Consider the following 24,308-nt stretch of genomic DNA (forward strand, 5'->3'; position numbering starts at 1 on the left):
TGCGGCCGGAATCTGACCGCAAGGGTGCGAGGCTGGGCCCATGAATCACCCGAGTGCCCGGATGCTGGAGCTGCTGTCGCTGCTGGCCGCCGGGGTCCCGCGCGGCGGGGCCGACCTCGCGGCGCGGCTCGGTGTCTCGCCGCGCACCCTGCGCAGGGACGTGGAACGGCTGCGGGACCTGGGCTACCGGGTGCAGTCGGCGCGCGGGACCGGCGGCAGCTATCTGCTCCCCGCCGGGCAGGGCGTGCCGCCCCTGCACCTGTCCGAGGAGGAGGCGGTGGCCACGGCGGTGGGACTGCGGCACGCCGCCGCCGCGTACGGGACGGACGGACCGGGCCCGGCCGACACCGCCCTGCGCAAGCTGGAACAGGCGCTGCCCGCACGGCTGCGCGGCCGGATCGAGGCGCTGCTCGCGGCCACCGAGGTGCCGGGCGGGGCGGGCCCGGCGGACGGCCTCGGCACGCTGGAGCGCCTGGCCACGGCCACGCACCTGCGCTCGCGCGTGCGCTTCCGGTACGCGGCCCGGGACGGCGGCAGCGGCGAGCGACGTGCGGAGCCGCACCGCCTGGTGCTGCTGGCGCACCGCTGGTACCTGCTGGCGTGGGACGGGGACCGCGCGGCCTGGCGCACCTTCCGGGTGGACCGGATCACGGATCTGCGGGTGCCGGGCACGACGTTCCCGCCGCGTCCGCTGCCCGAGGGGTCCGCCGGGCTGTTCCCCGGTCCGGGCGCGGCGCGGGGCGCGGTGCTGTTCCTGGCGCCGGCCGGGGCGGTCGCCCGGCGGCTGACCGCCCGCGCGGGCACGCTGGAACCGGCCGGGCCCGGCCGCTGCCGGTATCTGACCGGCGCGGACGACTGGGACTGGCTGGCGGGCGCCCTCGCCTCGGTGGGCCTGCCCTACCGCGTCGAGGGCCCTGCGGAGCTGGTGCGCGCCACCCGGGCCCTGGCCGCGCGGGCCGCCGCTGCCGCGCCCGCGGATCAGAAGGCGTAGCGGACGGTGAGCCAGGGCGCGTGGGCCGCGATCAGTTCCCGCAGGCGCCCCACGGCGGCACCCTTCAGACCGGTGCGGTAGCGGACGTTGTCGTCCCCGTTCTGCGACCGCTTGGCCTCCTGGACCTCAGGGCGCCACAGCAGTTCCTCGGCGCGCGGGTGCCAGCCGAGGTTGATCTCGTGCAGTGGGCGGTTGTGGGTGAGCAGGATGACCTCGGCGGCGGCCTGCGCCTTGACGGCCGCCGGGAGCACGTCGTCCAGCTGCCGCAGCAGCTCGGCCCAGGCCGCCTCCCAGCCGGGCCGCAGGACGACCGGCGACAGGTTGAAGTGGACCTCGTACCCGGCCTCGACGAAGTCCGCCGCGGCGGCGATCCGCTCGGGCACCGGGCTGGTGCGGATGTCCAGCAGCCGGGCGTCCTCCTGCGGCATCACCGAGAAGCGGACCCGGGTGCGTCCGCGCGGATCGAGGCGGAGCAGGTCGCGGTTGACGAACTTGGTGGCGAAGCTGGCCTTGGCGGTCGGCCAGGCTCGGAAGGCCCGGATCAGGTCGGCGGTGTTGTCGCTGATCAGCGCGTCGACGGAGCAGTCGCCGTTCTCTCCGATGTCGTAGACCCAGGCGGTGGGGTCGCACTGGTTCGGCGCCGGTTTGCGGCCCTGCCCGGCGACATGCCGCTCCAGGTGGGCCAGGATGCGGTCGATGTCGGTGAAGACGGTGATCGGGTTGGCGTAGCCCTTGCGGCGCGGTACGTAGCAGTAGGCGCAGGCCATGGCGCAGCCGTTGGAGGCGCCGGGCGCGATCCAGTCGGCGGAGCGGCCGTTGGGGCGGGTGGTCAGGGTTCTGCGCACGCCCAGGATCAGTGTCTCGGTCTTCACCCGCACCCACCGCTCGACGTTCCCCTCGTTGCCGTGCAGGTGCGGGATGCGCCAGTGCGAGTCGACCTCGCTCACGCGGGCCTGCGGGAACCGCGCCAGGATCTGCCGGCCGCGCGGCGACACGGCGGCCGCGGGCTCGGCGTGGATCTCGCGGATCCGCAGCAGCCGCGCGGCGGCCGAGGACGTGTCCTCCCCGGCCCCGCAGGACGGCTCGGCCGCGGGCCGGGGATCCGGCTGCGCAGAGGTCGAAGGGGTCCGGGGCGCCGAGGCGTCGATCAGGTCGTCGAGGGGGAACAGGCTCGCCTGGCGCGGGCCGCGCGGGCCATGGGGACCGTGCAGACCATGCGGGCCATGGGGGTCGCTGGGGTCGCGGAGTGGGGGCATACGGGATCCGGCGGGCTGGGGCGGTGTGCTGGCCCCTCCATTGTCCTCCGCCCGGCGGCCCGCCCCCGGCTGTGTCAGGACGTGCTGTCGCAGGCCCGCTCGGCCTCGGCGGCCGTCACACTGCGGTGCACGTCCGCGTCCGCGAGTTCCTGGCGTTCGGCGGCGCCGGGGTTCCCGCCCGCCGCGATCCGGGCCTCGTACGCCTTCTTCGTCCGGTCGAAGTCCTGCTGCGCCCGGTCCGCGGCGGCCTGCGCCGCGGTGCAGTCGTCGGCCGGGGCGGCGGCCGCCGCCGGGGCGGCGGCCGCCGGGAGTGCCGTGCCGGCGAGAGCCAGCATGGCGGCCGCCGCTGCGGCCGTGGTGAGTGCGCGGATCGTTCGCATGCTCGGGATCTCCTTGCCGGGGGCAGCCCTCGAATGACTCCCTTCGAGTGACCCATCGCGGACCACTCACCTGGCTCCGGGCGCCATTGCATCCGTTTTCACCCGTTCGGCGGAGCGCGCATGCCGTCGCGGCGCCGGGCGGCTGCACTGGACGGACAGGCACACCCGGCAGGGAGGAGCGCACATGCGCAGCGCAACCACTTCGACCGCCCTGGTCACGGCGGTCCTGAGTCTGGGTCTCGCGGCCGGTGGGGCGTCCGCCGCCCCGGCTGCCCGGGTGTCGCCGACGACGGTCGCGGCCGGAGGCACGGTCACGATCCAGGTCAGCTGCGACACGGGCACGGCACCGGCTGTCGCCGCCACGTCGCAGGCGTTCGCCGACGGCACGGTCACCCTGCGCCGCACACAGGGCACCGTCTACACCGGAACGGCCGCGATCGCCCCCGCCGGGAACTTCACCTCCGGCGGCCCCGACCCCGTCGGGCGGCTGTCCGAGTGGAGCGTGGACGGGGCCTGCCCCGACGGCGGACGGTTCCGGGCCGGTTTCACGGTGGACCGCGGCCGCTGACCGCCTCCGTCCGGCCCTGTGGCTGCGCACGGACGCCGTTGCGCCGGTGGGGTGACCTGCGTCCGCAGCGGCCCGCGTACCGGGCAGGCATCTGCGCGACCGCACCCGCGAGAGGAGGTCGCGCATGCCGGTACGTGCCGGAGGCGGCGTGAGGACGGTGCCGGGCCCGACGGATCATGTGGTCGTGGTGGGCGCCGGTCTCTCCGGTCTCGCCTGCGCGCTGCATCTGCTGGGCGCGGGCCGCCGGGTCACGGTCGTCGAACGGGACGCCCTGCCCGGCGGCCGGGCGGGACGCGTGCGCCTGGGCGGCTACGAGCTGGACACGGGGCCCACGGTGCTGACCATGCCGCACCTGGCCGACGAGGCGTTCGCGGCCGTGGGCGACAGCCTCGCCCGTCATGTGGAGCTGACCCCCCTGCACCCGGCGTACCGGGCGTGTTTCGCGGACGGGAGCTCGCTCGACGTGCACACCGCGGCGGAGGCCATGGAGGCCGAGGTCAGACGGTTCGCGGGCCCGGCGGAGGCGGCCGGCTACCGGGCGCTGCGGGACTGGCTGACCCGGCTGTACCGGGCGCAGATGCGGCGCTTCATCGACACGAACTTCGACTCGCCCTTCCAGCTGCTGCACCCGGACCTGGCCCGGCTGGCGGCTCTGGGCGGCTTCGGGCGGCTGGACCGGCGGATCGGCCGCTTCCTGTCCGACCCGCGCCTGCGCCGCGTCTTCACCTTCCAGGCCCTGTACGCCGGTCTCGCCCCGGCCCGCGCCCTGGCGGCCTACGCGGTGATCGCCTACATGGACACCGTGGCCGGGGTCTGGTTCCCCAGGGGCGGCATGCACGCACTGCCGCGGGGCATGGCTCAGGCCGCGGGCCGCGCGGGCGCCGCGTTCCGCTGGTCGGCCGAGGCGACCGCACTGGAACGCTCGGCGGGCCGGGTCCGCGCCGTACGGCTGGCCACGGGCGAGCGGATCGCCTGCGACGCCGTGGTCCTGAGCTGCGAGCTGCCCGTCGCGCACCGGCTCGTGGGGCGCGCCCCGAGGCGCCCGGTGAGCCTGCGGCACTCGCCGTCGGCCGTCGTGCTGCACGCCGGTACGGACCGCACCTGGCCCGGTCTCGCGCACCACACGCTGTCCTTCGGCGCGGCCTGGGAGCGGACCTTCGAGGAGCTGACCCGCTCCGGGCGGCTGATGAGCGACCCGTCGCTGCTGATCACCCGGCCCACGGCCCACGACCCCGGCCTGGCACCGCCGGGCGGCCACCTCCACTACGTCCTGGCGCCCTGTCCGAACACCGATGTCGGCCCCGGCGCCGCCGCCTGGCGCGACCTGGGGCCCCGCTACCGGGACAGCCTGGTCGCGGAGCTGGAGCGCCGGGGCCTGGCCGGGTTCGCGGGCAGCGTCCGCGAGGAACTGCTCGTCACACCGCTGGACTGGACGGCGCGGGGGCACGCGGCGGGCAGCCCGTTCTCGGTGTCGCACACCTTCGCGCAGACCGGTCCGTTCCGGCCGCGCAACCTGGTCCGCGGTCTGGAGAACGTCGTCCTGGCGGGCTGCGGCACCACCCCCGGTGTCGGTGTGCCCACGGTCCTGCTGAGCGGCAAGCTCGCCGCCGCCCGCGTCACCGGCGGCGCCGCGCGCCCCCGCTCCGTCCCCGTCCGCCCCGCGTCCCGCGCCGTCCGGGCCGTCGCAGCGACCGCGGAAGGCGCTCATGACCCGTCGTGAACTGGACGCCGCCGGCATCCGCGATCCCGCCCTGCGCGCCGCCTATCTGCGGTGCCGGCGGCTCAACGCCCGCCACGGCAGGACGTACTTCCTGGCCACCCGGCTGCTCCCGGTGGAGCGCCGGCCGGCCGTGCACGCCCTGTACGGCTTCGCCCGCCGGGCGGACGACATCGTCGACGATCTCGACGGGACCCGGACGGCGGAGGAACGCGACCGCGCGCTGCGCCGGCTGGAGGACGGCCTCGCGCACGGGCTGCGCACCGGGGAGGGCACCGAGCCCGTGGTGCGGGCCCTCGCGGACACCGCCGGACGGTACGGCATCGCGCACACGCTGTTCGCCGACTTCCTGGCGTCGATGCGCAGCGACCTGCGGGTCACGGACTACGCGACCTATGCCGATCTGCGGGCGTACATGCACGGTTCGGCCGCGGTGATCGGGCTCCAGATGCTGCCGGTGCTCGGCACGGTCGTGCCCCGCGAGGAGGCGGCACCGCACGCGGCGGCCCTCGGGGTGGCGTTCCAGCTGACCAACTTCCTGCGGGACGTGGGCGAGGACCTGGACCGCGGGCGGGTCTATCTGCCGGCGGACCTGCTCGCGGCGCACGGCGCGGACCGCGCGCTGCTGGAGTGGAGCCGCCGTACGGGCCGCACCGACGCGCGGATCCGGGCGGCGCTGGTCGCCGCCGAGGAGCTGACGCGAGGGGTGTACCGGACGGCGGAGCCGGGCATCGCCCTGCTCGATCCGCGCACCCGCCCGTGCATCCGGGCCGCGTTCACGCTCTACGGCGGCATCCTGGACGCCATCGCGGACCAGGGCTATCCGGTGCTGCACCGGCGTGCGGTGGTCTCGCGCGGACGCCGGGCGGCGGTGGCGGCGGCCGGGGTCGTACGGGTCGCCGCCGCGCGCCACCGCGCACGGGCCGGGCGCCCGGCGCCGCCCGTGGCCGGGGCGGCGCTGCGACGGGAAGGGCAGCGGGGGTGAGCGGGCGGGCGGACCGGACCGGCTGGACGCCGCCCGTGCGGCGGCGGCGCCGCTCACGCTGGGCGGCGCAGGCACCGACCTGGCGGCAGGCGCGTCCGGCGCTGATCGCCGCCGCGCTCGCGCGGGCCTCGGAGCGGCCGACCGGCAACTGGTTCGTCGTCGGTGCCTCCCGGGACGTGCCCGCCGGAGGCCCGCCGCTCGGCCGGACGGTGGGCGGGACGGAGGTCGTGCTGTGGCGGTCGGACACCGGCGAGCTGCACGCGGGGCCGGGCGCCTGCCCGCATCTCGGGGCGCCCCTGCGGGAGGGCCGGGTGGTGTGCGGCACACTGGTGTGCCGCTGGCACGGACTGGCCCTGGACGGCGGGCCGTTCACCGGCTGGGACCCGTATCCGGCGCATGACGACGGTGTGCTGGTGTGGGTCCGGCTCGACGCGGTCGGCGGCGAGGAGCCGTCGGACCGTCCCCGGGTGCCGGAGCGTCCGGCGGCGGGCGGCGCGGTGGACGCCGTGTTCACGGCCGTCGGGCGGTGCGAACCGCAGGACGTGGTCGCCAACCGGCTCGACCCGTGGCACGGTTCGTGGTTCCACCCGTACGCGTTCGTGGACCTCACGGTGGTCCGGCCGCCGCGGGAGCGGGGCGACGACGACGCCTTCGTCGTCGATGTGTCCTTCCGTCTGACGGGCCGTCTGGTGGTGCCGGTGCGGGCCGAGTTCACGGCACCCGGGCCCCGTACGGTCGTCATGCGCATCATGGAGGGCGAGGGGGCCGGTTCCGTGGTGGAGACCCATGCCACGCCTCTGACCGGTCCCTCACGGGTGCCGCCCCGGACCGCCGTCGTCGAGGCGGTCGTGGCCGCCTCGGACCGGCGCGGCTTCGCCCTCGCGCGAGCCGCGGCGCCCGTGCTGCGCCCGTTGATCCGGCGGACGGCCGGACGGCTGTGGCGCGACGACCTCGCCTACGCCGAGCGGCGCTGGGAACTGCGCGGCGCGGGCCGTTTCCCCGGAGCGGGCACGGCAGCACACCCTCGGGTGGCCGCCGAGGCAGCCGAGGACCGCGGCGCGCGGGGGTGAGCGCGCCGGACGGTCAGCGGCTCCCGGCCCGGCAGACGGCCCTGAGCACGGGTGAGCGGCCGGCCCGGGGGACCGTCCACAGCGTCTGGCCGCGCACGCCCCAGCCCGCGAGGAGGGCACCGGCGGCCAGGAAGCCGGTGGTGGCGGCGCGTTCCATCAGGGCCACGGGCAGGTCGCAGCGGATCGCGTCACCGGCCAGCGTCACCCTCGGGTGCGGGGTGCGGACGGCGGGCCTGCGGGCGTGCGAACCGACCGGGAAGAAGGGGCAGTCGGCGCGCCACTCGTGCCGGGCGTCCACCACGCGGGCCCGGCGTGTCTCCGGGTACACGCGGTGCAGGCCCTCGACGAGCCGCCGCCGCATGTCCTGCGGCGCGGTGCCCGGGGCGACGGCGTAGGCGTGGAGCTCCACGACCGAACCGCCGCTCCGGGCGGCCCAGCGGGCGGCCTCGCCCTCGTAGCATTCGAGGACGCTGACGTTGTCGAGGCCGTCGTAGCCGCTGGTGCCGAGGAATCCGGGGCGGTCGGCGCGGACCGGGCGGTCCAGCCAGAGCCGGGAGACGAGGAAGGGCGGCGCGGTGCTCAGGGCGGCGATGTCCGCGCGCCAGGCCGGGGTGCCGAGGGCGGGTGAGGCGGCGACCAGGTCGCGCAGCGCCCCGGGGTCGAGGGCGAGCACCGCCGCGTCGTGGCGCTCCGTGCCGCGGTCGGTCCGCACCTCCACTCCCCCGCCCTCGTCCGGGCGGACGGCGCGCAGGGGCGTGCCGGGGCGCAGGTCCGCTCCGAGGCGGCGCAGATAGTCGCCGAGGGGCTCCCACAGCGCCTGGGGGAACGGCTCGGTGGGCACGTCGAAGAGCAGGCCCTCGGCCGAGCCGAGGAAGTAGATGTGGAACATCAACAGCAGTTCGGCGGCGGACAGTTCGCGCGGGTCGGCGAAGAAGCTGCGGGAGAACACCTCGAAGGCGAGGTGGTGCGCGGCCGCGGGGAAGCGGACCGCTTCCAGGAACGCGGTGGCGCTCATGCCGTCGAAGCGTTCGTAGACCTCGGGCACCCGGACGTCCAGGAGCGGCAGCGCGGCCCTGGCGTCCAGCGCGGTGAGGTCGCGCCAGCCGAACGTGGGGCTCAGCGCGACGAAGCCGAGCGCACTGAACGGCGGGGTGCGCGGGACGTGGGCGAAGCTGTCGGTCAGTCCGCCGCTGTGCCGCAGCGGGTAGTCGGGCAGGGGGCGCAGCCGGTCGAGGCCGGGGTCCGTGCGGCGCAGCAGGCCGCGCAGGTTGTAGTACTGGCGGAAGAAGGCGTGGAAGCCGCGGCTCATGGTCGCCGCTGATCCGTCGGCGAGGCGGACGCGTCGGCCCGCGAGGCGTCCGCCGAGGGACTGCTCGCGTTCGTAGAGGGTCACCCGGGCGCCGCGTTCGGCCAGCAGGGTGGCGGCGGCCAGTCCCGCCACGCCCCCGCCGGCCACGGCGACACGGGGCGCGTCCCCGCTCCCGAAGCGGTCCCGGCCGGGCGCGGCCGGCACGATCTCGGCCCTGCGGTCGCGGCCCCGGCGGGCCGTACGGCCTGCCGCGCTCACCGGGCGTCCCCCGCCGCCGGTGCGGCGGCCCCCGCGCGGGCCAGGAAGGTGTGCGCGATGCCCGTCTGCCATCCGGCGACGGGCACGGCGCGGACATGGGTGAACCCCGCCGCCGCCAGCCGCGCGCGGAAGGCGGGCGCGGTGTCGAAGTCCAGGACGCTGCGCCACAGGTGCCGGTAGAGGGCGCGGTCGCCGGTGAGGGTGCCCGCGGGGACGATGACGCCCCGGCACACGCCCGTCCACAGGGCGCGGTGGGCGGGCGAGCCGCTGAGGCTGTACTCATGGACGGCGAGCCGGCCGTGCGGGCGCAGCAGCGAGTGTACGGCCGCGAGTACGCCGTCCGGGTCGGTGACGTTGCGGAAGAGATAGGCGGCGAACACCGCGTCGTACGGTCCTTCCCCGGCCGCCGCCACCTCCTCGGCGGTCAGGTGCCGGAAGCGCACCCCGGCCGGCCACCGCTTGGCCAGGGCGCGCCGCAGCATCCCCGAGGAGGCGTCGACGGCCGTGATCCGGGCGTGGGGCGCGGCCCGCAGCAGCGCCCTGGTGGAGGCGCCGGTGCCGCAGCCGAGGTCCAGTACGCGCAGTCCGGCGCCGCCCCCGGGCAGCCGCAGCCGGCGTGCCGAGCGCAGGAGGTCGGTGCGGTAGCCGGGGTTGAGGGCGGTGAGGCGGTCGTAGGTGGGCGCGGCGTGGTCGAAGGCGCGGGCCAGGTCGTGGTCGCGCAGCAGTGTCATCGGTGGCTCTCTCCGCTCGGTGGGGAGCCGCGGGGGCGGCGGGGCAGGAAGGGGAGTTCGACGGCGGTCCGCAGCATGGGGACCACGGGGGTGCGTATGCCGACGCCCCAGTCCTCCCAGGGGGTGGTGGTGCCGTCGAGGAAGCGCAGCAGGCGTTCGGCGGGGACGCGGCGGAACAGGCCGGTGAAGAAGTCGGGGCCGTCGATCCGCCCGGTGTCCAGGGCGCGCAGCAGCACCGCGTCCATGGCGAGGGCCCGCCGCCGGTGCGGCGGGGGCGCGGTCGCGCGGCCCGCGCGCAGGGCGGCGGCGATGGCCCGGGTCTGCCGCTGCACGGCGGCGAACGTGTAGCCGGTCGCCGGGCGGGTGGCGCCGCCCGCGGTCCCGATCCGGAACACGGCGTCTCCCGCCCTCCGGGCGAAGTGGCCGTCGGTCATGGGGATGGCGCCCTGCTCGGCCGACTCCACGGTGAGCGGGCCGAGCCGCAGGACGTCCTCGCTGTAGTGGGCCAGCGCCGCCTCGTACCGCTCGCGGGTTAGCGGCGTCCGGGAGAACTCGGTGTACTCCACGAGCGCCCGGTCCGGTGCCAGGGGCAGGACGTAGCCGAAGGCGAGCCCGTGCGGCGGCTGCGGCACGCGGAAGTCCATCAGGTCCGCGACGGCCGGGTCGAAGCGGTCCGTCCGGGTGCGGACGAACCAGCCGCGGAAGTGCTGCGTCAGATGGGTGCGGGCCGGTGGCAGGACGGGCCGGGGCCGGGAGTCGTACACATGGCGGGCGCGCAGGGACAGCGTCCGGCCGTCGGGCGTGGTGCAGCGCACCTCGGCGCCGCCGGGGGTGTCGCGGACGGTGCGCGCCGTCGCCCGCAGGACGCGCACCGTGGGGGACCGGGTGAGCCGGGCGTGCACCAGCCGTTCGAAGTCGGTGGAGCGCAGCATGCGGTAGCTCAGCGGGGCGGGGTCCAGGGCGACGGCCCGGCCGTCGGCGCCGTGGACGCGCAGCCGGGACCAGGAGGCGCTGACCGCCTCGTCGAGGTCGCCGCTCCCCCGGTCCCAGTAGCACCACGTCCGCTCGGGCGGCGTCAGCGGTCCGGCGGGTGCGTCCACGAGCGTCACTTCGGGGACGGCGGCGGCCGCCAGCCGGTGGGCGAGGCTGAGTCCGGCCGCTCCGCCGCCGACGACGACGACGCCGGACGGAGGGCCGGGGGCGGCGCGTTGCTCACGTGTCATGTCGCTCTTCCTGCGGGCGCCGGGCGGGCGGGGCGGCTGCCGTCCGCCGTACACGGTCGCCCGGTTCCGGGACGGGCGGGGCCGCCGGGCACGGCACCACCCGAGCACGTTCCGCCCGGTGAGGCCAGGCGCCACCACGTCCACATACCCGGCCGGCGGATCACGGGGGCGGCTAGGGCCTGTCGTCAGATTCCCGCCTGCCCCGCGACGCCATGCACGCACTCTCGCCGCACCGGGCCCAGACCCGAGTACGTCCAGTACGCGGGTCAGGACCCGGCACGCCGAGAGCACGCACCTGACGCCGCGAGGCCCGCCCTCCGGGCGGACGACGGGAATCTGACGACAGGCCCTAGGATTCACGCGTACGCGGTACATCCCACATCGGCTCATGGGAGGGGAGGGTGCGGATGACCGGCTCCGAGGCCGCTCCGGCAAGCCTGGCCGACCGGATCGAGGCGCTGTTCCGGATCGTACGGCGGCCCAACCGGGAGCAGTTCAGCAACGAGGAGGTCGCTCGGGCGTGCCGGGAGACCACCGGGGCGAGTTTCTCGGCGACGTACGTGTGGCAGTTGCGCACGGGGCGCCGGGACAATCCGACCAAGCGGCATCTGGAGGCACTGGCGCAGTTCTTCGACGTGCCGGTGGCGTACTTCTTCGACGAGGAGCAGGGCGAGGCCATCGCCAAGGAGCTGGAGCTGCTCGGCGCGATGCGGGACGCCGGGGTGCGCAGCGTGGCGCTGCGGGCGGTGAACCTGTCCCCCGAGGGAGTGGACACGATCAATGACATGATCGATGTGCTCGCCCGCCGTGAACAGGCCGCCGGCGGCCACCGTGACCGGGGTGGCACCGCGCCGGACACCAGGGACGGCACCACCGGCTGACCGGCCGGGACGGACCGCGGCGAGGGCGCGAGAAGGGGTGGCTCGTGGGGGAGGACCGGAGCGGCAGACGGTTGTGGCGGCGATGTACGCGCCTGGTCGAAGGGCTGGAACTGCCCACCCCCTTCGACGCCGGCGCCTTCATCGCGCTGCTCGCCGGAAAACGCGGCCGCGACATCCGGCTCATGCCGGTCGCCTACCGTCCGCACACCCCCTGCGGGCTGCTGATCACCACCGACCGCGCCGACTGCATCGTGTACGCCGCGGACACCACTCCCCTGCACCAGCAGCACATCCTGCTGCACGAGGCCGCGCACCTCATCTGCGGGCACCACGAGACCTCCCCCGCCGCCTCGGCCGCCGCCGAACTGCTGCTGCCGCACCTGCCCGCCGCCCTGGTGGAACGGGTGCTGGGCCGCACCGTCTACACGCTGCCCCAGGAGGCCGAGGCGGAACTGGTCGCCTCCCTGATCCTCAACCGTGCCACCCGCCTGGAGCGCGGCACGGACTCCGCCGAGCCGGCCGGGCAGGACGAGGCCCGGCTGCGTTCGCTGTTCGGCGCGCCGCCGCAGGGGCCGCCCGGCGGCGCGTCCGGTGGCCGGCCCCGGCGGGAGCGCCGCGCCCCGGACGGCCCCGCCGATGGCTGACCTGGCGGTCTACCTGGCCGCCACCGTCCTGCTCGTCTTCGCCGGGCACCGGCTGTGGACCACCCGCGGCGACGGCGCCGATCCCGCGCAGCGCCATGTCGCCGGGTTCGCGTGGTGCCTGGGCACGGCACTGCTGTTCAACGCGCGGGCGACCCTCGACGCGGTGAGCCGCCTCCTGCCGCGGCACTACGCCGACCTGCTGGTCACGCATGAACTGAAGACCGCCGCCCTGACGTTCCTGGTGCTGGTCGCCCACGCCCTCACCGCCGCGGACCGCGATCCGCACGCGGCGCGGCGCCGCAGACGCCGCCAGGTCCTGCTCGCCGGGGCCGTGCAGGCGGGTTCGGCCATTCTCTTCCTGCTGGCGGCGGTGACGACCGACGCCGGGCGGGGCGTGCTGCGGGCGGACCGGGGCTGGGCACTGGCCGCCTACAACGCGGTGTTCGCCTGCTACGGCTGCTTCTGCCTGCTCGTCCTGGTCCGCGCCCTCGCCCGGCACGCCCGCCGGACCACGTCCGGACCGCTGCGGGCCGGGCTCAGGATGATGATGCTGGCCGCCGCGTCCGGCGCGCTGTGGACGCTGTGGGCGTTCAACGACGTGGCGTCCGATCTGTCCCGTGGCGAGCAGGGGCTGGGTGAGGACCTCGTCTCCGCCGTGCTGGGCGCGGTGACCGCGCTGCTCGCCACCGGCGGGGCCACCACCAGTCTGTGGGGCGGCCGGCTGACCGCACCGCTGCGCTGGCTGCGCGCCCGCCGCACCTACCGGGCGCTGGAGCCGCTCTGGGCCGAACTGCACTCCGTGCTCCCGGAGATAGCGCTCGACGGGCCGGCCGCTGTGTGGCGCCGGGGGCCGCGGCACGCCGAGTTCGCGCTGTACCGCCGGGTCATCGAGATCCGCGACGCGCACCTGGCGCTCCGCCCCCACCAGGAGCCCGGTCTGCCGGAGGAGGTGGTGCGCGCCCTGGCACGGGCCGCCGGGCCCGAGGACGCCTTCGACCGGCACGCCGTGGTGGAGGCCGCGGTCATCGCCGCCGCCCTGGAGCACAAGCGCGCGGACCGGCCGCACGAGGCCGCCTCGGCGCGCGGCGGCGCGGGCGGCGCGCCGGGGCCGCTGCCCCGGACCGTCGAGGCGGAGGCGGCCTGGCTGCTGGAGGTCACCGCCGCGTTCACCCGGTCGGCGACGGTCGCCGGTGTCCGCGCCCGTGCGCGTGCCCGTGCCGCGGAGCCCGTGCCGTCCTCCGAGTGAACTCCCGTGCGGTCCGGGCCACCTGCTTCACCCGAGCCGCGGGTTTCAGCCGGGCGAGTAGCCGACTCCCCGGCGGCGGCGGCCGGGTTGCGGCATCCTCGTTGGTTCGGACGCGGTCCCGCCGACCCGGCGGGACGCGAGGGAGGGAGACGGTCGTGGTGTGGCAGACGGAGGAGTTCGAGGCGTCCCACGAGGGGTACGTCGGCGCGGTCCTGGCCGACGGCAGCGAACCGAAGCCGGTCATCATCGACATCGGCAGCGGGACGAACATGTACCAGACCAGTGAGTGGTGGGCCTACAGCGGCAAGTGGGGCAGGCCGAGGGCCGCTGCCTACCGGGGGGCGTGCTCGTGCGACTGGCGCGGCCCGGACCATCCCGTCGACTGGGACGACATCGGCGACGGCGGACTGGAGGACCTGGACGTCGGTGCCGCGCACGACGACTGGTCCGCGCACATCGACGCCGTGGACCGCCGGGCCGTGCCGGTCCCGGAGGAGATCGCGGAGGCCCTGGTCCGGCTGGAGGCGCGGCTCTCCCGGCTCGTCGACCAGGCTCCGGTGGCGGCGCTGCGGGCCGTGCGGCAACTGGAGCAGCTCACGCGCGACATCGGCCACGAGGCCGCCTACGCCGCCGAGGCGGACGAGTTGTCGGCCGAGACGATCGGCCAGGGGCTCGGCATCAGCGCCGGTGCGGCCCGCTCCCGGCTCACCGGGTACCGGCTGCGCCGCTGACGCCTCCGGCGCGGGCAGGGCCGCGGTGCGGGGTCGCGCCCCCGCTGAGCGGACCGGGGACGGCGGGCCGGGCGTGGCCCGCCGTCCCCGGTGGTACGTCACTTCTCCCAGCCGACCGTCTCCGGAAGGGGGTTGTGGAAGATGGTCGCGCCGACGTTGGCGAGGCCCTTCTTCACCCCGTAGGTGGAGGGGCCGCTGAACAGCGGGAGGAAGGCGTACTGCTGGAGCGCCCGGCGTTCCACCTCGTTGGCCTTCTTCGCCTGCGCGGTGAGGTCGGCGACCTGGGCGACGGAGCGGATCTCCTTGTCGAGGGCCGGGGAGCCCGCGCCGGTGAGGTTGGAGTCGCGGTCGGAGCAGTAGAAGTCGCACAGGTAGCGGGCGCCGAACGGGTCCATGGAGCGGTTGCCCGACAGGAACAGGTCGAATTTGCGGTCGCTGAGGATGCTGGAGAACTCCGACTCGTCGGCCTTCTTGATGTCGAGGCGGACGCCCACGGTCTTCAGCATCGCCGCGAAGGCGCCGGCGGTCGCCTTGCCCAGGGCGTCGTCGCCGAGGAGGGTGTAGCCGACTTCGAGCTTCTTGCCGTCCTTGGCTCGTATGCCGTCGGATCCGGGCTTCCAGCCCGCCGCGTCGAGCGCCTTGCCGGCCTCCTCGGGCGCGTACTTGAGGACGGCGGAGACGTTGTCCTGGTAGTTCTTCTGGAAGCTGTAGAGGATGGCCGAACCGGGCAGCGGTTCGGTGTAGTCGAGGCCCTGGAACTGGATCTTCGCGATCTGCGCGCGGTCGATGCTCTCCTCGATGGCCTTGCGCACGGCCGGGTCGGCGAGCACGGTGGACCTGGTGTTGAAGTAGAGCGAGTACTCGAAGGGGCTGCCTCCGCTGCGGATCTCCGTGCCCTTGAGTCCCTTGATCTGCTTGAGGCTCTCGGCGTCGCCGACGGCGACGTAGTCGAGCTGCCCGTTCTTGAAGGCGTTGACGGCCGCGGCCGACTCCAGGTTGACGTAGACGCGCTTGTCGAGCTTGCCCTTCTTGCCCCACCACTTGGGGTTGCGCACGAAGGTGATGTTGCCGGAGTGGGTGTCCCACGTGCCGACGGTGTAGGGGCCCGTGCCCCACTCCGGGTGCGCCTTCTTGACGTAGGCGTTGTTGAAGTTCTGGACGGTCGCGGCCTTGGGGTGCAGGAAGGTGGTGAACAGGGCGGACCAGGAGGCGTTGACGCCCTTGAAGGTGATGACGGCCTGCTTGGCGTCCGCGCCCTCGACGACCGAGGTGATCTGGGAGTAACCGTCCGTGGAGGAGGCGGAGAAGGACTTGTCGGAACCGTTGTTGGCCTGCCAGGTGGCCTTGACGGCGGTCCAGTCGATGGGGGTGCCGTCGTTGAAGACGGCCTTGGGGTTGATGGTCAGCACGACCTTCTGGTCGCCGCCGCTCACGGAGACCTTCACATCGCTGAAGTAGTCCGGGTTGTACTGCACCTCGCCGGTCGGCGAGTAGGTGATCGCGACGGCGTTGTACCAGGCCCAGACGCGGGACGCGGTCAGTGTGGAGTTCACATGGAAGGGGTTGCCCTGGTCGTCGAAGGTGCCGACCGTGGTGTAGCTGCCGCCGTCCTTGATCCGGTCGTAGGGCACGGGGTTGTAGTCGGCGGCGGACGACGCTGCCGTGGGGCTGTTCTTCGCGCCCGGGGCGGCGGAGTCCGTGCCGGTGGAGGACTGGCACGCGGTGGCGGTGACGGTGACGGCGGCGATCAGGGCGACGGGCAGGGCCAGTCGTGCGCGCATGGCGGGGTGTTCCTTCAGGGAGTGGGGTGGGTGAGGGCACGGCGCGGCGCCGCCGGTGACGGGCGCGGGACGGCGTGCCGGGTGTACGGATTCGGGGAGCGGGCGGGATGCCCGTCGCCGGGGTGTGCTCAGACGCCGTGACAGGCGTAGCGGTGGCCCGGGTCGTCGGCGGCGGACGTCTGGGCCGGACGTTCCGTGCGGCAGCGGTGGCGCAGTTCCTCGTCGGCGAGGCGGTACAGCGGGCACCGGTCGACGAAGACGCAACCGGCGGTCGGCCGGGCGGCGTTGGGCGGCTCGCCCTCCAGCACGACACGCTCGCGGGTGCGTTCGCGCTCCGGGTCGGGGACCGGGACCGCCGACAGGAGCGCCCGGGTGTAGGGGTGCCGCGGCCCGGAGAAGACGGCCTCGGTCGCCCCGGTCTCGACGATCTGCCCCAGGTACATCACCGCGATGCGGTCGGCGATGTACCGGACCACGGCGAGGTCGTGGGCGACCACCAGGTAGGCGAGGTCGAGTTCCCGTTTGAGCCGGGCCAGCAGGTTGATCACGCCGGCCTGTACCGAGACGTCCAGCGCGGAGAGCGGTTCGTCGAGCACGAGCAGCTTCGGTTCGGTCGCCAGGGCGCGGGCGATGCCGACCCGTTGGCGCTGGCCGCCGGAGAGCGCGGCCGGGAACCGGTCGCCGACCGTGTCGTCCAGGCCCACCAGGTGCAGCAGTTCGCGGACCCGGGCGGGGATCGTGTCGCGGTCGCGGCCGATCGCGCGCAGCGGTTCGGCCAGCGAGTGGAAGACGGGCAGCCGGGGGTCCAGGGCCCCCATCGGGTCCTGCATGACGATCTGCACGTCCCGCCGCAACTCCCGTGCGCGGCCACGGGAGTCGAGGGTGGCGACGTCGGTGCCGCCGATCTCGATACGGCCGCCCTCGGGCCGGGCGAGCCGCAGGATCTCCAGCAGGGTCGTGGTCTTGCCGCTGCCGGACTCGCCGACCAGGCCGAGCGTCTCCCCCGCGCGCAGTTCGAAGCCGACCCGGTCGACGGCGCGCAGCGTGCCGACCCGGCGCTTGAGCAGGGCGCCCTTGGTGACGGGGAACGTCTTGACCAGGTCCTCGACCCGGAGCACCACCTCACCGGTCGCGGTCGGGTCCGGGGCGGCGGGCGACCCGGCGGGCGCGGCGCCGCCGGTGGGGTCCAGGGAGCCGTCGGCGATCTCGGCGGCGCGCAGGCAGGCCGCGCTGCCGTGTCCGGCGACGGGGAGCAGCTCCGGTTCGGCGGTGCGGCAGGTGTCGAGGGCGACGGCGCAGCGCGGCGCGAAGGGGCAGCCGCCGGTGAGTCCGGCCAGGGCGGGCGGTTCCCCGCCGACGGGGACCAGGGGGCGGCGGGTGCCGCCGTCGACGGTGGGCACGGCGGCCAGCAGCCGCGCGGTGTACGGCATCTTCGGCCGGCGGAAGAGTTCCCCGGCGCCGGCGTGCTCCACGAAGCGGCCCGCGTACATGACGGCGACGTCGTCGGCGTGTCCCGCGACCACCCCGAGGTCGTGGGTGATGAGGACGAGCCCGGCGCCGGTCTCCCGCTGGGCCAGCCGCAGTACGTCGAGGATCTGGGCCTGCACGGTGACGTCGAGCGCGGTGGTGGGTTCGTCGGCGACGAGCACGGCGGGCCGGTTGGCGATGGCCAGGGCGATGACGACGCGCTGGCGCATGCCGCCGGAGAACTCGTGCGGGAAGGCGCCGGCCCGGCCGCGCGGGTCGGGGATGCCGACGAGGTCGAGGAGGGCGACGGCCTGCTCCCAGGCGGCCCGTTTCGTCAGGTCCTGGTGGACGCGGAGCGCGTCGGAGAGCAGCCGGCCCACGGAGTAGATGGGGGTGAGGGCGGACAGCGGGTCCTGGAAGACCATGCCGATGGAGTTGCCGCGGATCCTCGACAGCGCCCGGTCGTCGAGGCCGACGAGGTCCTGTCCGCCGAGCAGTACCTGTCCGCGCAGTTCGGCGGCGGGCGGCAGCAGCCCCATGATGCCCATGGCGGTGGCCGACTTGCCGGATCCGGACTCGCCGACGACGCACAGGGTGCGGCCGGGCAGCAGATCGAAGCTGACGCCGCGTACCGCCTCGACCGGTCCCGCCTCGGAGGGGAAGGTGACGCGCAGGTCCCGTACGGACAGGGCCGGGGCGGGCCCGGCGGCGGGTGCCGGGGCGGGCAGGGGGGTGGCGAGGGTCATCGTCGGCCTCCTGCCGAGCCGGTCACCGAGGTGGGGTCGAGGGCGTCGCGCAGTCCGTCGCCGATGAAGGTCATCGACACGGTGAGCAGGACGACGAGCCCGGCCGGGAAGGCGAAGAGCCACGGTGCGCTGGTGAGGGTGCCCGCGCCGTCGGCGAGCATCGTGCCGAGGGAGACGTCCGGTGTCTGGACGCCGAACCCGAGGAAGGACAGGGCGGTCTCGCTGAGGACGGTCGCGACGACACCGAGGGTCAGGTTGACGATCAGCAGGGAGCCGAGGTTGGGGATGATGTGGCGCAGGATGACGCGCAGCGGGCCGACGCCCATGAACTCGGCCGCCTTCACATAGTCCCGTTCGCGCAGGGACGTCGAGACGGACCAGATGACCCGTGCGGTCGGCATCCAGCCGAACACGGTCAGCACGACGATCAGGACGCGCCAGTCGCCGGCCAGCCGGTGCGAGACGAGGGCGAGGATCAGGAACGAGGGGACGACGAGGAGGAAGTGGATGACGGCGAGTGTCGCGCGTTCCACCCGGCCGCCGAAGTACGCGGCGCCGGAACCGATCACCGCGGCGAGCGCGATGGTCAGCACCGACACGCTCACGGCGATCGTCAGGGAGCGCTGGAGCCCGTGCACGGCGCAGGCGTAGATGTCGTTGCCGCCCTGGTTGGTGCCGAACCAGTGCAGGGCGCTCGGCGGCCGGGTGAGCGCGGCGAAGTCGGCGTCGGTGTGGCTGTAGGGGGTGAACCGGCCGCCGAGGGCGCTGAACAGCACCAGCAGCAGGAGGATCAGCACGCCGACGACGGCGAGCCGGTTGCGCAGGAAGCGCCGCAGGTAGAGGCGGCCGAGGCCGAGGTGTGCGGGCCGGTCCGCGTCGGGTGTGCCGCGCGGTGTGCGCCGCCGCCCGCTCGGGCCGGTCGCCGGTTCGGGCCCGGGTGCGGGGACCGGACGTGCCGTCGGGCCGGGAGTCGCATCGGTGGACATGTCAGCTCACCCGCACTCTCGGGTCGAGGAAGACCGTGGCGAGGTCGGCGAGGATCGCGCCCACGGCGGTGAGCGCCGCGGCGAAGGCGGCGGTGGCGACCGTGCCGTGCACGTCGTTGTTGCTGATGGTCTGGACGAAGTACCGCCCCATCCCGTTCCAGCCGAAGATCGTCTCGGTGATGACGGCGCCGGTGAAGACGGCCGGGACGCTGAACGCCACGGACGCCGCGGTGGGGATGAGCGCGGAGCGCAGGGCGTGCCTGCGGATGGCCTGGGCGCGGGTGAGCCCGGTGGCCCGCGCGGTGCGCACGAAGTCGGCGTCGATCGTGTCGAGGAGCAGCGAGCGCTGGGTCAGGTGGTAGCCGACGTAGCCCATCAGGGTGAGGGTCAGGGTCGGCAGGATCAGGTGCAGGAGCCGGTCGCCCAGGGTGGGGAGCAGCCCCTGTACGTCGGGCGAGTTCTCACCGGCGACGTAGAGGAAGTGCAGTCCGGCGTGCTGGTTCAGCCAGATCGCGACGAAGACGACGGCGAGGGCGGCGACGGAGGTGGGGATGTTGAACACGAGGACGGACAGGGCCTGGGTCACCCGGTCGGCCCAGCCGTACTGGCGGGCGGCGGTGTGGACGCCGAGCGCGACGCCGATCACCACGGACAGGACGGTCGCGACGACGACCAGTTCCGCGCTGACGAGGGCGCGGTAGCCGACCTCGCCGTTGACGGGGACGCCGGTGGGCGAGGTGCCCCAGTCGAAGTGCAGGGTGACCGAGGTGAGCCAGTCCCACCAGCGGTGCACGAGCGGCACCCGGGGGTCCAGGTTGTACGGCGCGAGAGCCCGGTCGATCTGCTCCTCGGTGCGCACGGGCCGCAGCTCACGGTAGTTCGAACGCGGGTCGAGGAACCAACTCGCCAAGAAATACGTTGCGTTGGTCGCGATCGCGATCATCAGAAGCCAGCCCGCCGCCTTGCGTGTCACATGGCGCAGCATGCGCGGCACCTCCTCACCGCACTGGGGGTGAGCGCCCTTCGGGGCGCGCCGGAGGAACAGGTCGAGTACATGCGAGGTGCGGCTTTCTGCGGGTGCGGAACAGTGACACACGGGGTGTGCGGGTCAGCCTGGTCCGTACCGAGGGTGCGGCACCAGCCTTTCGCCGGTGCCGCCACGAGGTCGACATGTCGCCGTAGCAAACATCCCGGTATACGGGTGCAATTCGGATGATCTTGGTTCGGTCCCGCTGTTACGTTCGCGCCGGCCCCGCGCGGATCGCGTGCGGACCGGCACGCCGGGGTCAGTCGCTCCCGCCCCGCTCCAGCGGGATCCGCTCGCCCGCCTCCACGGCGACGGGCAGCCGGTTCCCGGCCGGCGGGAGCGGGCAGGTGGCCAGGTCGGTGTAGGCGCAGGGCAGGTTCCCGGCACGGTTGAAGTCGACGGTCACCCGGCCGTCGGCGTCCGGTGCGGGGATCTGGAGGGAGCGGCTGGCCGCGTACGTCGTGACGCCCGAGGTGCGGTCCGTGAACAGCACCAGCAGGCTGCCGGGTGTCCTGCCGTTGAAGGCGGTGAGCCGGTGCACCCCGCCGTCCAGGGTGAACTCGACCTGACCGGGCGAGTCGTAGACGTGTTCGAGGCCCGGCACCGCGGCGCCGACCGTGACCGGGCGGGGTTCCTCGAACGCCAGGAAGCGGCCGGTGAGGACCCAGCGCGGGTCCGGCTCGTAGGCGGGCGTGTGGGTGAAGGACGTCCGCAGTCCGTTGCCTGGGTGGCGTGGGCGCAGGATGTCCTGGCCGCCGCGCCTGGCGATCTCGACGACCGCGTCACCGGCGGCGGGGTACAGGCTGTCGCGTTCGGCGATGACCCCGAAGTCGTGACGACCGCGCAGGACTTGGCCGTCGAGTGTCAGCTCCTCGACCTCGGCGAGGTCGACCACCACTCCCTCGTCGGTGCTGGACCAGGCTCCGGGCGCGTCCTCGAACCGGGCGGGACGCGCGCTCAGCCGGTGCAGGCTCGTGATCGCGAGGAATCCGTGCGGGGCGGAGAGGGCTTCCTCCTTCTGGCGGTGCCACCGCTCCCAGGCCGCGACGAAGCTCTTCCGGTCGAAGTCCTGATCGGTGTCCTGGGCGGTGTGCCGGTCGGTGTGCCGACCGGTGTCCTGGACGGTCATGTGTGCTCCTTGCCGGATGTGCGGGTGTGTGCGGGTGCGTGCGGCGGCGCCCGGGGACGGGACGAGCGGCACCGGTTCCGGGCAGCATCCCGCTACGCCGGGGAACGCCCGCTCGGAACAAGGGAGTTGAGGGAGGTCAGTCCGCGAGCGGACGACACAGCGCGGCGGCCACGCGGACGAGGTCCACGGCACGGCGGCGGGTCAGCGGCTCCGACGGAGGCATGCCGGGATGCAAGCACGCGGCGCGAAAGGTGTCAACGGCGCGCCCGGCCCGCCGCCCGCACGGTGGAACGGCCGCGAGGTGCTGGTGCGCGGCCGCTCCCCTGTGGTTACCTGGCCCCATGACCGTGCTCGTGACCCGCCGCCACGTCGACTACGTGCGTGTCACCACCACGGCCTGTTCCGTCGTGAGCTGAGCCCCGCTCCGGTCTCCGACCGCGTCCTTCCCCCGTTCCGCACCGCTGTGCCCACCCGCCCATGCGGCGGGTGCGCCTGTCCTGCGGTTCCCCGGCGTCCCCCACGTCCCGGCGCGGCCCTCCGCGTCCACGCGCGCCCCGCCTCCCCTCCCCCGTACCCCGGGCGTTCCCGCCCTCCCCGTGCAAGGAGCAACCGCCATGAGCAGCCAGCCCGTCGACTCCGTCACCGCCGGTCACACCGCGGACGAGGAACCCGCAGGTCCCGACACCTCGGCCTGGTCCTTCGAGACCAAGCAGATCCACGCGGGCGCCGCACCCGACCCGACGACCGGCGCGCGGGCGACGCCCGTCTACCAGACCACGTCGTTCGTGTTCCGGGACACCCAGCACGCCGCGGACCTGTTCTCGCTGGCCGAGCCCGGCAACATCTACACCCGTATCCACAACCCCACCCAGGACGTCTTCGAGCAGCGGATCGCCGCGCTGGAGGGCGGGGTGGCGGCGGTCGCGCTCGCCTCCGGGCAGGCGGCCGAGACACTGGCGATCCTGACGCTGGCCGGCTCCGGCGACCACATCGTCTCCAGCACATCGCTGTACGGCGGCACCTACAACCTGTTCCGGCACACGCTGCCCAGGCTGGGCATCGAGGTGTCGTTCGTGGACGACCCGGACGACGCCGAGGCGTGGCGGGCGGCGGTGCGGCCGAACACCAAGGCGCTGTTCGCCGAGACGCTGGGCAACCCGCGCGGCGACGTGCTCGACGTACGGGCGGTGGCGGACGTGGCGCACACGGCCGGGCTGCCGCTGATCGTGGACAACACCATCCCGACCCCGTATCTGCTGCGTCCGATCGAGCACGGGGCGGACATCGTCGTCCACTCGGCGACCAAGTTCCTCGGCGGGCACGGCACGGCCATCGCGGGTGTCGTCGTCGACGCCGGCACCTTCGACTTCGGGGCCCGCCCCGAGCGGTTCCCCGACTTCACCGAACCGGACCCCAGTTACCACGGGCTGCGGTACTGGCCCGCGCTCGGTCCGGGGGCGTTCGCCGTCAAGCTCCGGGTCCAGTTGCTGCGGGACCTCGGCCCGGCGCTCTCCCCGCACTCCGCCTTCCTGCTCCTCCAGGGCGTGGAGACGCTGAGCCTGCGCGTCGAACGGCACTCGGCCAACGCCCTGGCGCTGGCCGAGTGGCTGGAGCAGCGGGACGAGGTCGCCGCCGTGCACTATCCGGGGCTCAAGTCCAGCAAGTGGCACGCGGCGGCGCGCACCTATCTGCCCCGGGGCGCCGGCGCCGTGGTCTCCTTCGAGCTGCGCGACGGCATCGAGGCCGGCAAGCGGTTCGTGGACGCGGTCGAGCTGTTCAGCCACCTCGCCAACATCGGCGATGTGCGCAGCCTCATCATCCACCCGGCCTCCACGACGCACAGCCAGCTCGACGAGGAGCAGTTGGCGGCCACCGGCGCCTCGCCCGGCCTGGTGCGCCTGTCGGTCGGGCTGGAGAGCCTGGCCGACCTCAAGGCCGACCTGGAGGCGGGGTTCCGCGCGGCGAAGGGCGCGTCCTGAGCACCGCGCCGACGTCCCCCGGGGTTCCCCTCCCGCCGGCCTCCGGGGCCTGGCGGGAGGGGGACCCGCCGGGGCGCCGCCTGTGGTACGAGCGCGCGGCGCCGCTCCCCCTGGAAGCGGGCGGCGAGCTTCCCGGGGTACGCCTGGCGTACGAGACGTGGGGGCGGCTCGCGCCCGACCGCTCCAACGCGGTGCTCGTGCTGCACGCGCTGACCGGCGACAGCCATGTCGCGGGCCCGGCCGGGCCCGGTCACCCGGGGCCCGGCTGGTGGGACGGGCTCGTCGGCGCCGGGCGGGCCCTGGACACCCGGCGCTGGTTCGTCGTCGCGCCGAACGTGCTCGGCGGCTGCCAGGGCAGCACCGGCCCTGCCTCCCCCGCCCCGGACGGGCACCGCTGGGGCAGCCGTTTCCCGTTCCTGACACAACGGGACCAGGTGGCGGCGGAGGCGGGTCTGGCCGACGCGCTCGGCATCGGGCGCTGGGCACTGGTCGTCGGCGGGTCGATGGGCGGCATGCGGGCGCTGGAGTGGGCGGTGAGCCGTCCGGAGCGGACCGGTGCCCTGCTGCTGCTCGCCACCGGTGCCGCGGCGAGCGCGGAGCAACTGGCCTGGGCGAACGCACAGTTGCACGCCGTGCGCGACGATCCCCACTGGCACGACGGTGACTACCACGACGCGGGTCCGGGGCGCGGCCCGCACACGGGACTCGGCCTGGCCCGGCGCATCGCCCACCTCACCTACCGCAGCGAACCGGAGCTGCGGGACCGCTTCGGCCGTACGCCGCAGGGCGCGGAGGACCCCTGGCGCGGCGGCCGCTACCAGGTCGAGTCCTACCTCGACCACCATGCCGCCAAGCTCGTGCGCCGCTTCGACGCGGGCAGCTATGTCGTCCTCACCGAGGCCATGAACAGCCATGACGTCGGTCGCGGCCGGGGCGGGACACGGGCCGCGCTGCGCCGGGTGACGGCCAGGACCCTCGTCGCGGGCATCGACTCCGACCGCCTCTATCCCCCGTACCAGCAGGCCGAGTTGGCGGCCGGGATCCCCGGCGCGCGGCTGCGTACGATCCGGTCCCCGTACGGCCACGACGGGTTCCTCGTCGAGGTGGGGCAGGTCGCCGCGCTCGTGCGGGAGCTCCTGGACGGGGCAGCCGCCGGGGGGTGAACCGCTCGGCGGGGACGGCGGTCCCGCGCGCTCCGCGCGG

21 protein-coding genes are annotated in these 24,308 nt (G+C 74.8%); 11 read left to right on the forward strand and 10 right to left on the reverse strand.

The features are described 5' to 3' along the window. The first annotated feature begins 40 nt into the window (after positions 1-40). Entirely contained in the window at positions 41-991 is a 951-nt protein-coding gene (locus A8713_RS01025) for a helix-turn-helix transcriptional regulator (RefSeq protein ID WP_064530955.1), read from the forward strand. Here the strand turns inward: A8713_RS01025 and A8713_RS01030 are convergent. Further along, positions 979-2,247: a spore photoproduct lyase family protein gene (locus A8713_RS01030; protein WP_079159224.1), complete on the reverse strand. Its 1,269-nt coding sequence runs from the start codon at positions 2,245-2,247 to the stop codon at positions 979-981. The two genes, A8713_RS01025 and A8713_RS01030, sit on opposite strands and share 13 nt — an antisense overlap. 74 nt (positions 2,248-2,321) lie before the next feature. Then, on the reverse strand, positions 2,322-2,627 hold the full coding sequence (locus A8713_RS32865; protein WP_064530956.1) for a hypothetical protein: 306 nt from the start codon (positions 2,625-2,627) through the stop codon (positions 2,322-2,324). A 184-nt stretch (positions 2,628-2,811) separates the two neighbouring features. On the opposite strand from A8713_RS32865, the gene A8713_RS32870 reads away from it, so the two are divergent. The 4 genes from A8713_RS32870 (at position 2,812) to A8713_RS01055 (ending at position 6,967) form a co-directional block, all read left to right on the forward strand. Further along, positions 2,812-3,195, forward strand: coding sequence for a hypothetical protein (locus A8713_RS32870; RefSeq protein WP_064530957.1), 384 nt, complete (start codon positions 2,812-2,814; stop codon positions 3,193-3,195). A 124-nt stretch (positions 3,196-3,319) separates the two neighbouring features. Then, positions 3,320-4,915 (forward strand): phytoene desaturase family protein, encoded by a 1,596-nt coding sequence (gene crtI, locus A8713_RS01045; RefSeq protein ID WP_237305276.1) that lies wholly within the window; start codon positions 3,320-3,322, stop codon positions 4,913-4,915. After that, entirely contained in the window at positions 4,902-5,897 is a 996-nt protein-coding gene (locus A8713_RS01050; protein ID WP_064530959.1) for a phytoene/squalene synthase family protein, read from the forward strand. Before crtI ends, A8713_RS01050 begins: the two co-directional genes overlap by 14 nt. After that, a complete protein-coding gene (locus A8713_RS01055; protein WP_064530960.1) occupies positions 5,894-6,967 on the forward strand; it encodes a DUF5914 domain-containing protein in 1,074 nt (357 codons plus the stop codon). The genes A8713_RS01050 and A8713_RS01055 overlap by 4 nt, the downstream gene beginning before the upstream one ends. A 13-nt stretch (positions 6,968-6,980) precedes the next feature. Here the strand turns inward: A8713_RS01055 and A8713_RS01060 are convergent, their stop codons facing one another. Genes A8713_RS01060 through A8713_RS01070 form a run of 3 tightly spaced genes read right to left on the reverse strand, consistent with a single transcriptional unit; the run spans position 6,981 to position 10,488 of the window. Then, positions 6,981-8,534, reverse strand: a complete 1,554-nt coding sequence (locus A8713_RS01060) for an FAD-dependent oxidoreductase (protein ID WP_064530961.1) — start codon at positions 8,532-8,534, stop codon at positions 6,981-6,983. Next, the gene (locus A8713_RS01065; RefSeq protein ID WP_064530962.1) at positions 8,531-9,265 is read right to left on the reverse strand and encodes a class I SAM-dependent methyltransferase; all 735 of its coding nucleotides are present in this window, start codon (positions 9,263-9,265) and stop codon (positions 8,531-8,533) included. Before A8713_RS01065 ends, A8713_RS01060 begins: the two co-directional genes overlap by 4 nt. After that, positions 9,262-10,488, reverse strand: a complete 1,227-nt coding sequence (locus A8713_RS01070; protein ID WP_064530963.1) for a lycopene cyclase family protein — start codon at positions 10,486-10,488, stop codon at positions 9,262-9,264. The genes A8713_RS01065 and A8713_RS01070 overlap by 4 nt, the downstream gene beginning before the upstream one ends. Before the next feature lie 407 nt (positions 10,489-10,895). Between A8713_RS01070 and A8713_RS01075 the strand changes: the two genes are divergently transcribed. The 4 genes from A8713_RS01075 (at position 10,896) to A8713_RS01090 (ending at position 13,990) form a co-directional block, all read left to right on the forward strand. Beyond that, a complete protein-coding gene (locus A8713_RS01075) occupies positions 10,896-11,369 on the forward strand; it encodes a helix-turn-helix domain-containing protein (RefSeq protein ID WP_018566151.1) in 474 nt (157 codons plus the stop codon). A gap of 44 nt (positions 11,370-11,413) precedes the next feature. Further along, on the forward strand, positions 11,414-12,013 hold the full coding sequence (locus tag A8713_RS01080; RefSeq protein WP_237305277.1) for a ParH-like protein: 600 nt from the start codon (positions 11,414-11,416) through the stop codon (positions 12,011-12,013). Continuing rightward, on the forward strand, positions 12,006-13,259 hold the full coding sequence (locus A8713_RS01085; RefSeq protein WP_159393059.1) for an MAB_1171c family putative transporter: 1,254 nt from the start codon (positions 12,006-12,008) through the stop codon (positions 13,257-13,259). Before A8713_RS01080 ends, A8713_RS01085 begins: the two co-directional genes overlap by 8 nt. Before the next feature lie 155 nt (positions 13,260-13,414). Continuing rightward, positions 13,415-13,990, forward strand: coding sequence for a hypothetical protein (locus A8713_RS01090; protein ID WP_064530965.1), 576 nt, complete (start codon positions 13,415-13,417; stop codon positions 13,988-13,990). Positions 13,991-14,088: 98 nt separating this feature from the next. On the opposite strand, the gene A8713_RS01095 is transcribed toward A8713_RS01090, so the two are convergent. The 5 genes from A8713_RS01095 to A8713_RS01115 form a co-directional block, all read right to left on the reverse strand. Further along, entirely contained in the window at positions 14,089-15,771 is a 1,683-nt protein-coding gene (locus A8713_RS01095) for an ABC transporter family substrate-binding protein (protein ID WP_173860788.1), read from the reverse strand. 128 nt (positions 15,772-15,899) lie between these two features. Beyond that, positions 15,900-17,984: a dipeptide ABC transporter ATP-binding protein gene (locus A8713_RS01100; protein WP_064530966.1), complete on the reverse strand. Its 2,085-nt coding sequence runs from the start codon at positions 17,982-17,984 to the stop codon at positions 15,900-15,902. Beyond that, positions 17,981-18,970 (reverse strand): ABC transporter permease, encoded by a 990-nt coding sequence (locus A8713_RS01105; RefSeq protein ID WP_173860789.1) that lies wholly within the window; start codon positions 18,968-18,970, stop codon positions 17,981-17,983. Before A8713_RS01105 ends, A8713_RS01100 begins: the two co-directional genes overlap by 4 nt. Before the next feature lies 1 nt (position 18,971). After that, a complete protein-coding gene (locus A8713_RS01110; RefSeq protein WP_064530967.1) occupies positions 18,972-19,955 on the reverse strand; it encodes an ABC transporter permease in 984 nt (327 codons plus the stop codon). A 301-nt stretch (positions 19,956-20,256) separates the two neighbouring features. Further along, positions 20,257-21,126, reverse strand: a complete 870-nt coding sequence (locus A8713_RS01115; RefSeq protein ID WP_064530968.1) for a DUF1684 domain-containing protein — start codon at positions 21,124-21,126, stop codon at positions 20,257-20,259. 614 nt (positions 21,127-21,740) lie between these two features. Between A8713_RS01115 and A8713_RS01120 the strand changes: the two genes are divergently transcribed. Together A8713_RS01120 and metX are read left to right on the forward strand one after the other, a co-directional pair. Continuing rightward, positions 21,741-23,105 carry a bifunctional o-acetylhomoserine/o-acetylserine sulfhydrylase gene (locus A8713_RS01120; RefSeq protein WP_079158788.1) on the forward strand — a complete coding sequence of 455 codons (1,365 nt, stop codon included), beginning with the start codon at positions 21,741-21,743 and terminating at the stop codon, positions 23,103-23,105. Beyond that, a complete protein-coding gene (metX, locus tag A8713_RS01125; RefSeq protein WP_173860945.1) occupies positions 23,102-24,268 on the forward strand; it encodes a homoserine O-acetyltransferase MetX in 1,167 nt (388 codons plus the stop codon). The genes A8713_RS01120 and metX overlap by 4 nt, the downstream gene beginning before the upstream one ends. The last annotated feature ends 40 nt before the right edge of the window (positions 24,269-24,308 follow it).

Source organism: Streptomyces sp. SAT1, from assembly GCF_001654495.1.
GTDB classification, from domain to species: Bacteria; Actinomycetota; Actinomycetes; order Streptomycetales; family Streptomycetaceae; genus Streptomyces; species Streptomyces andamanensis.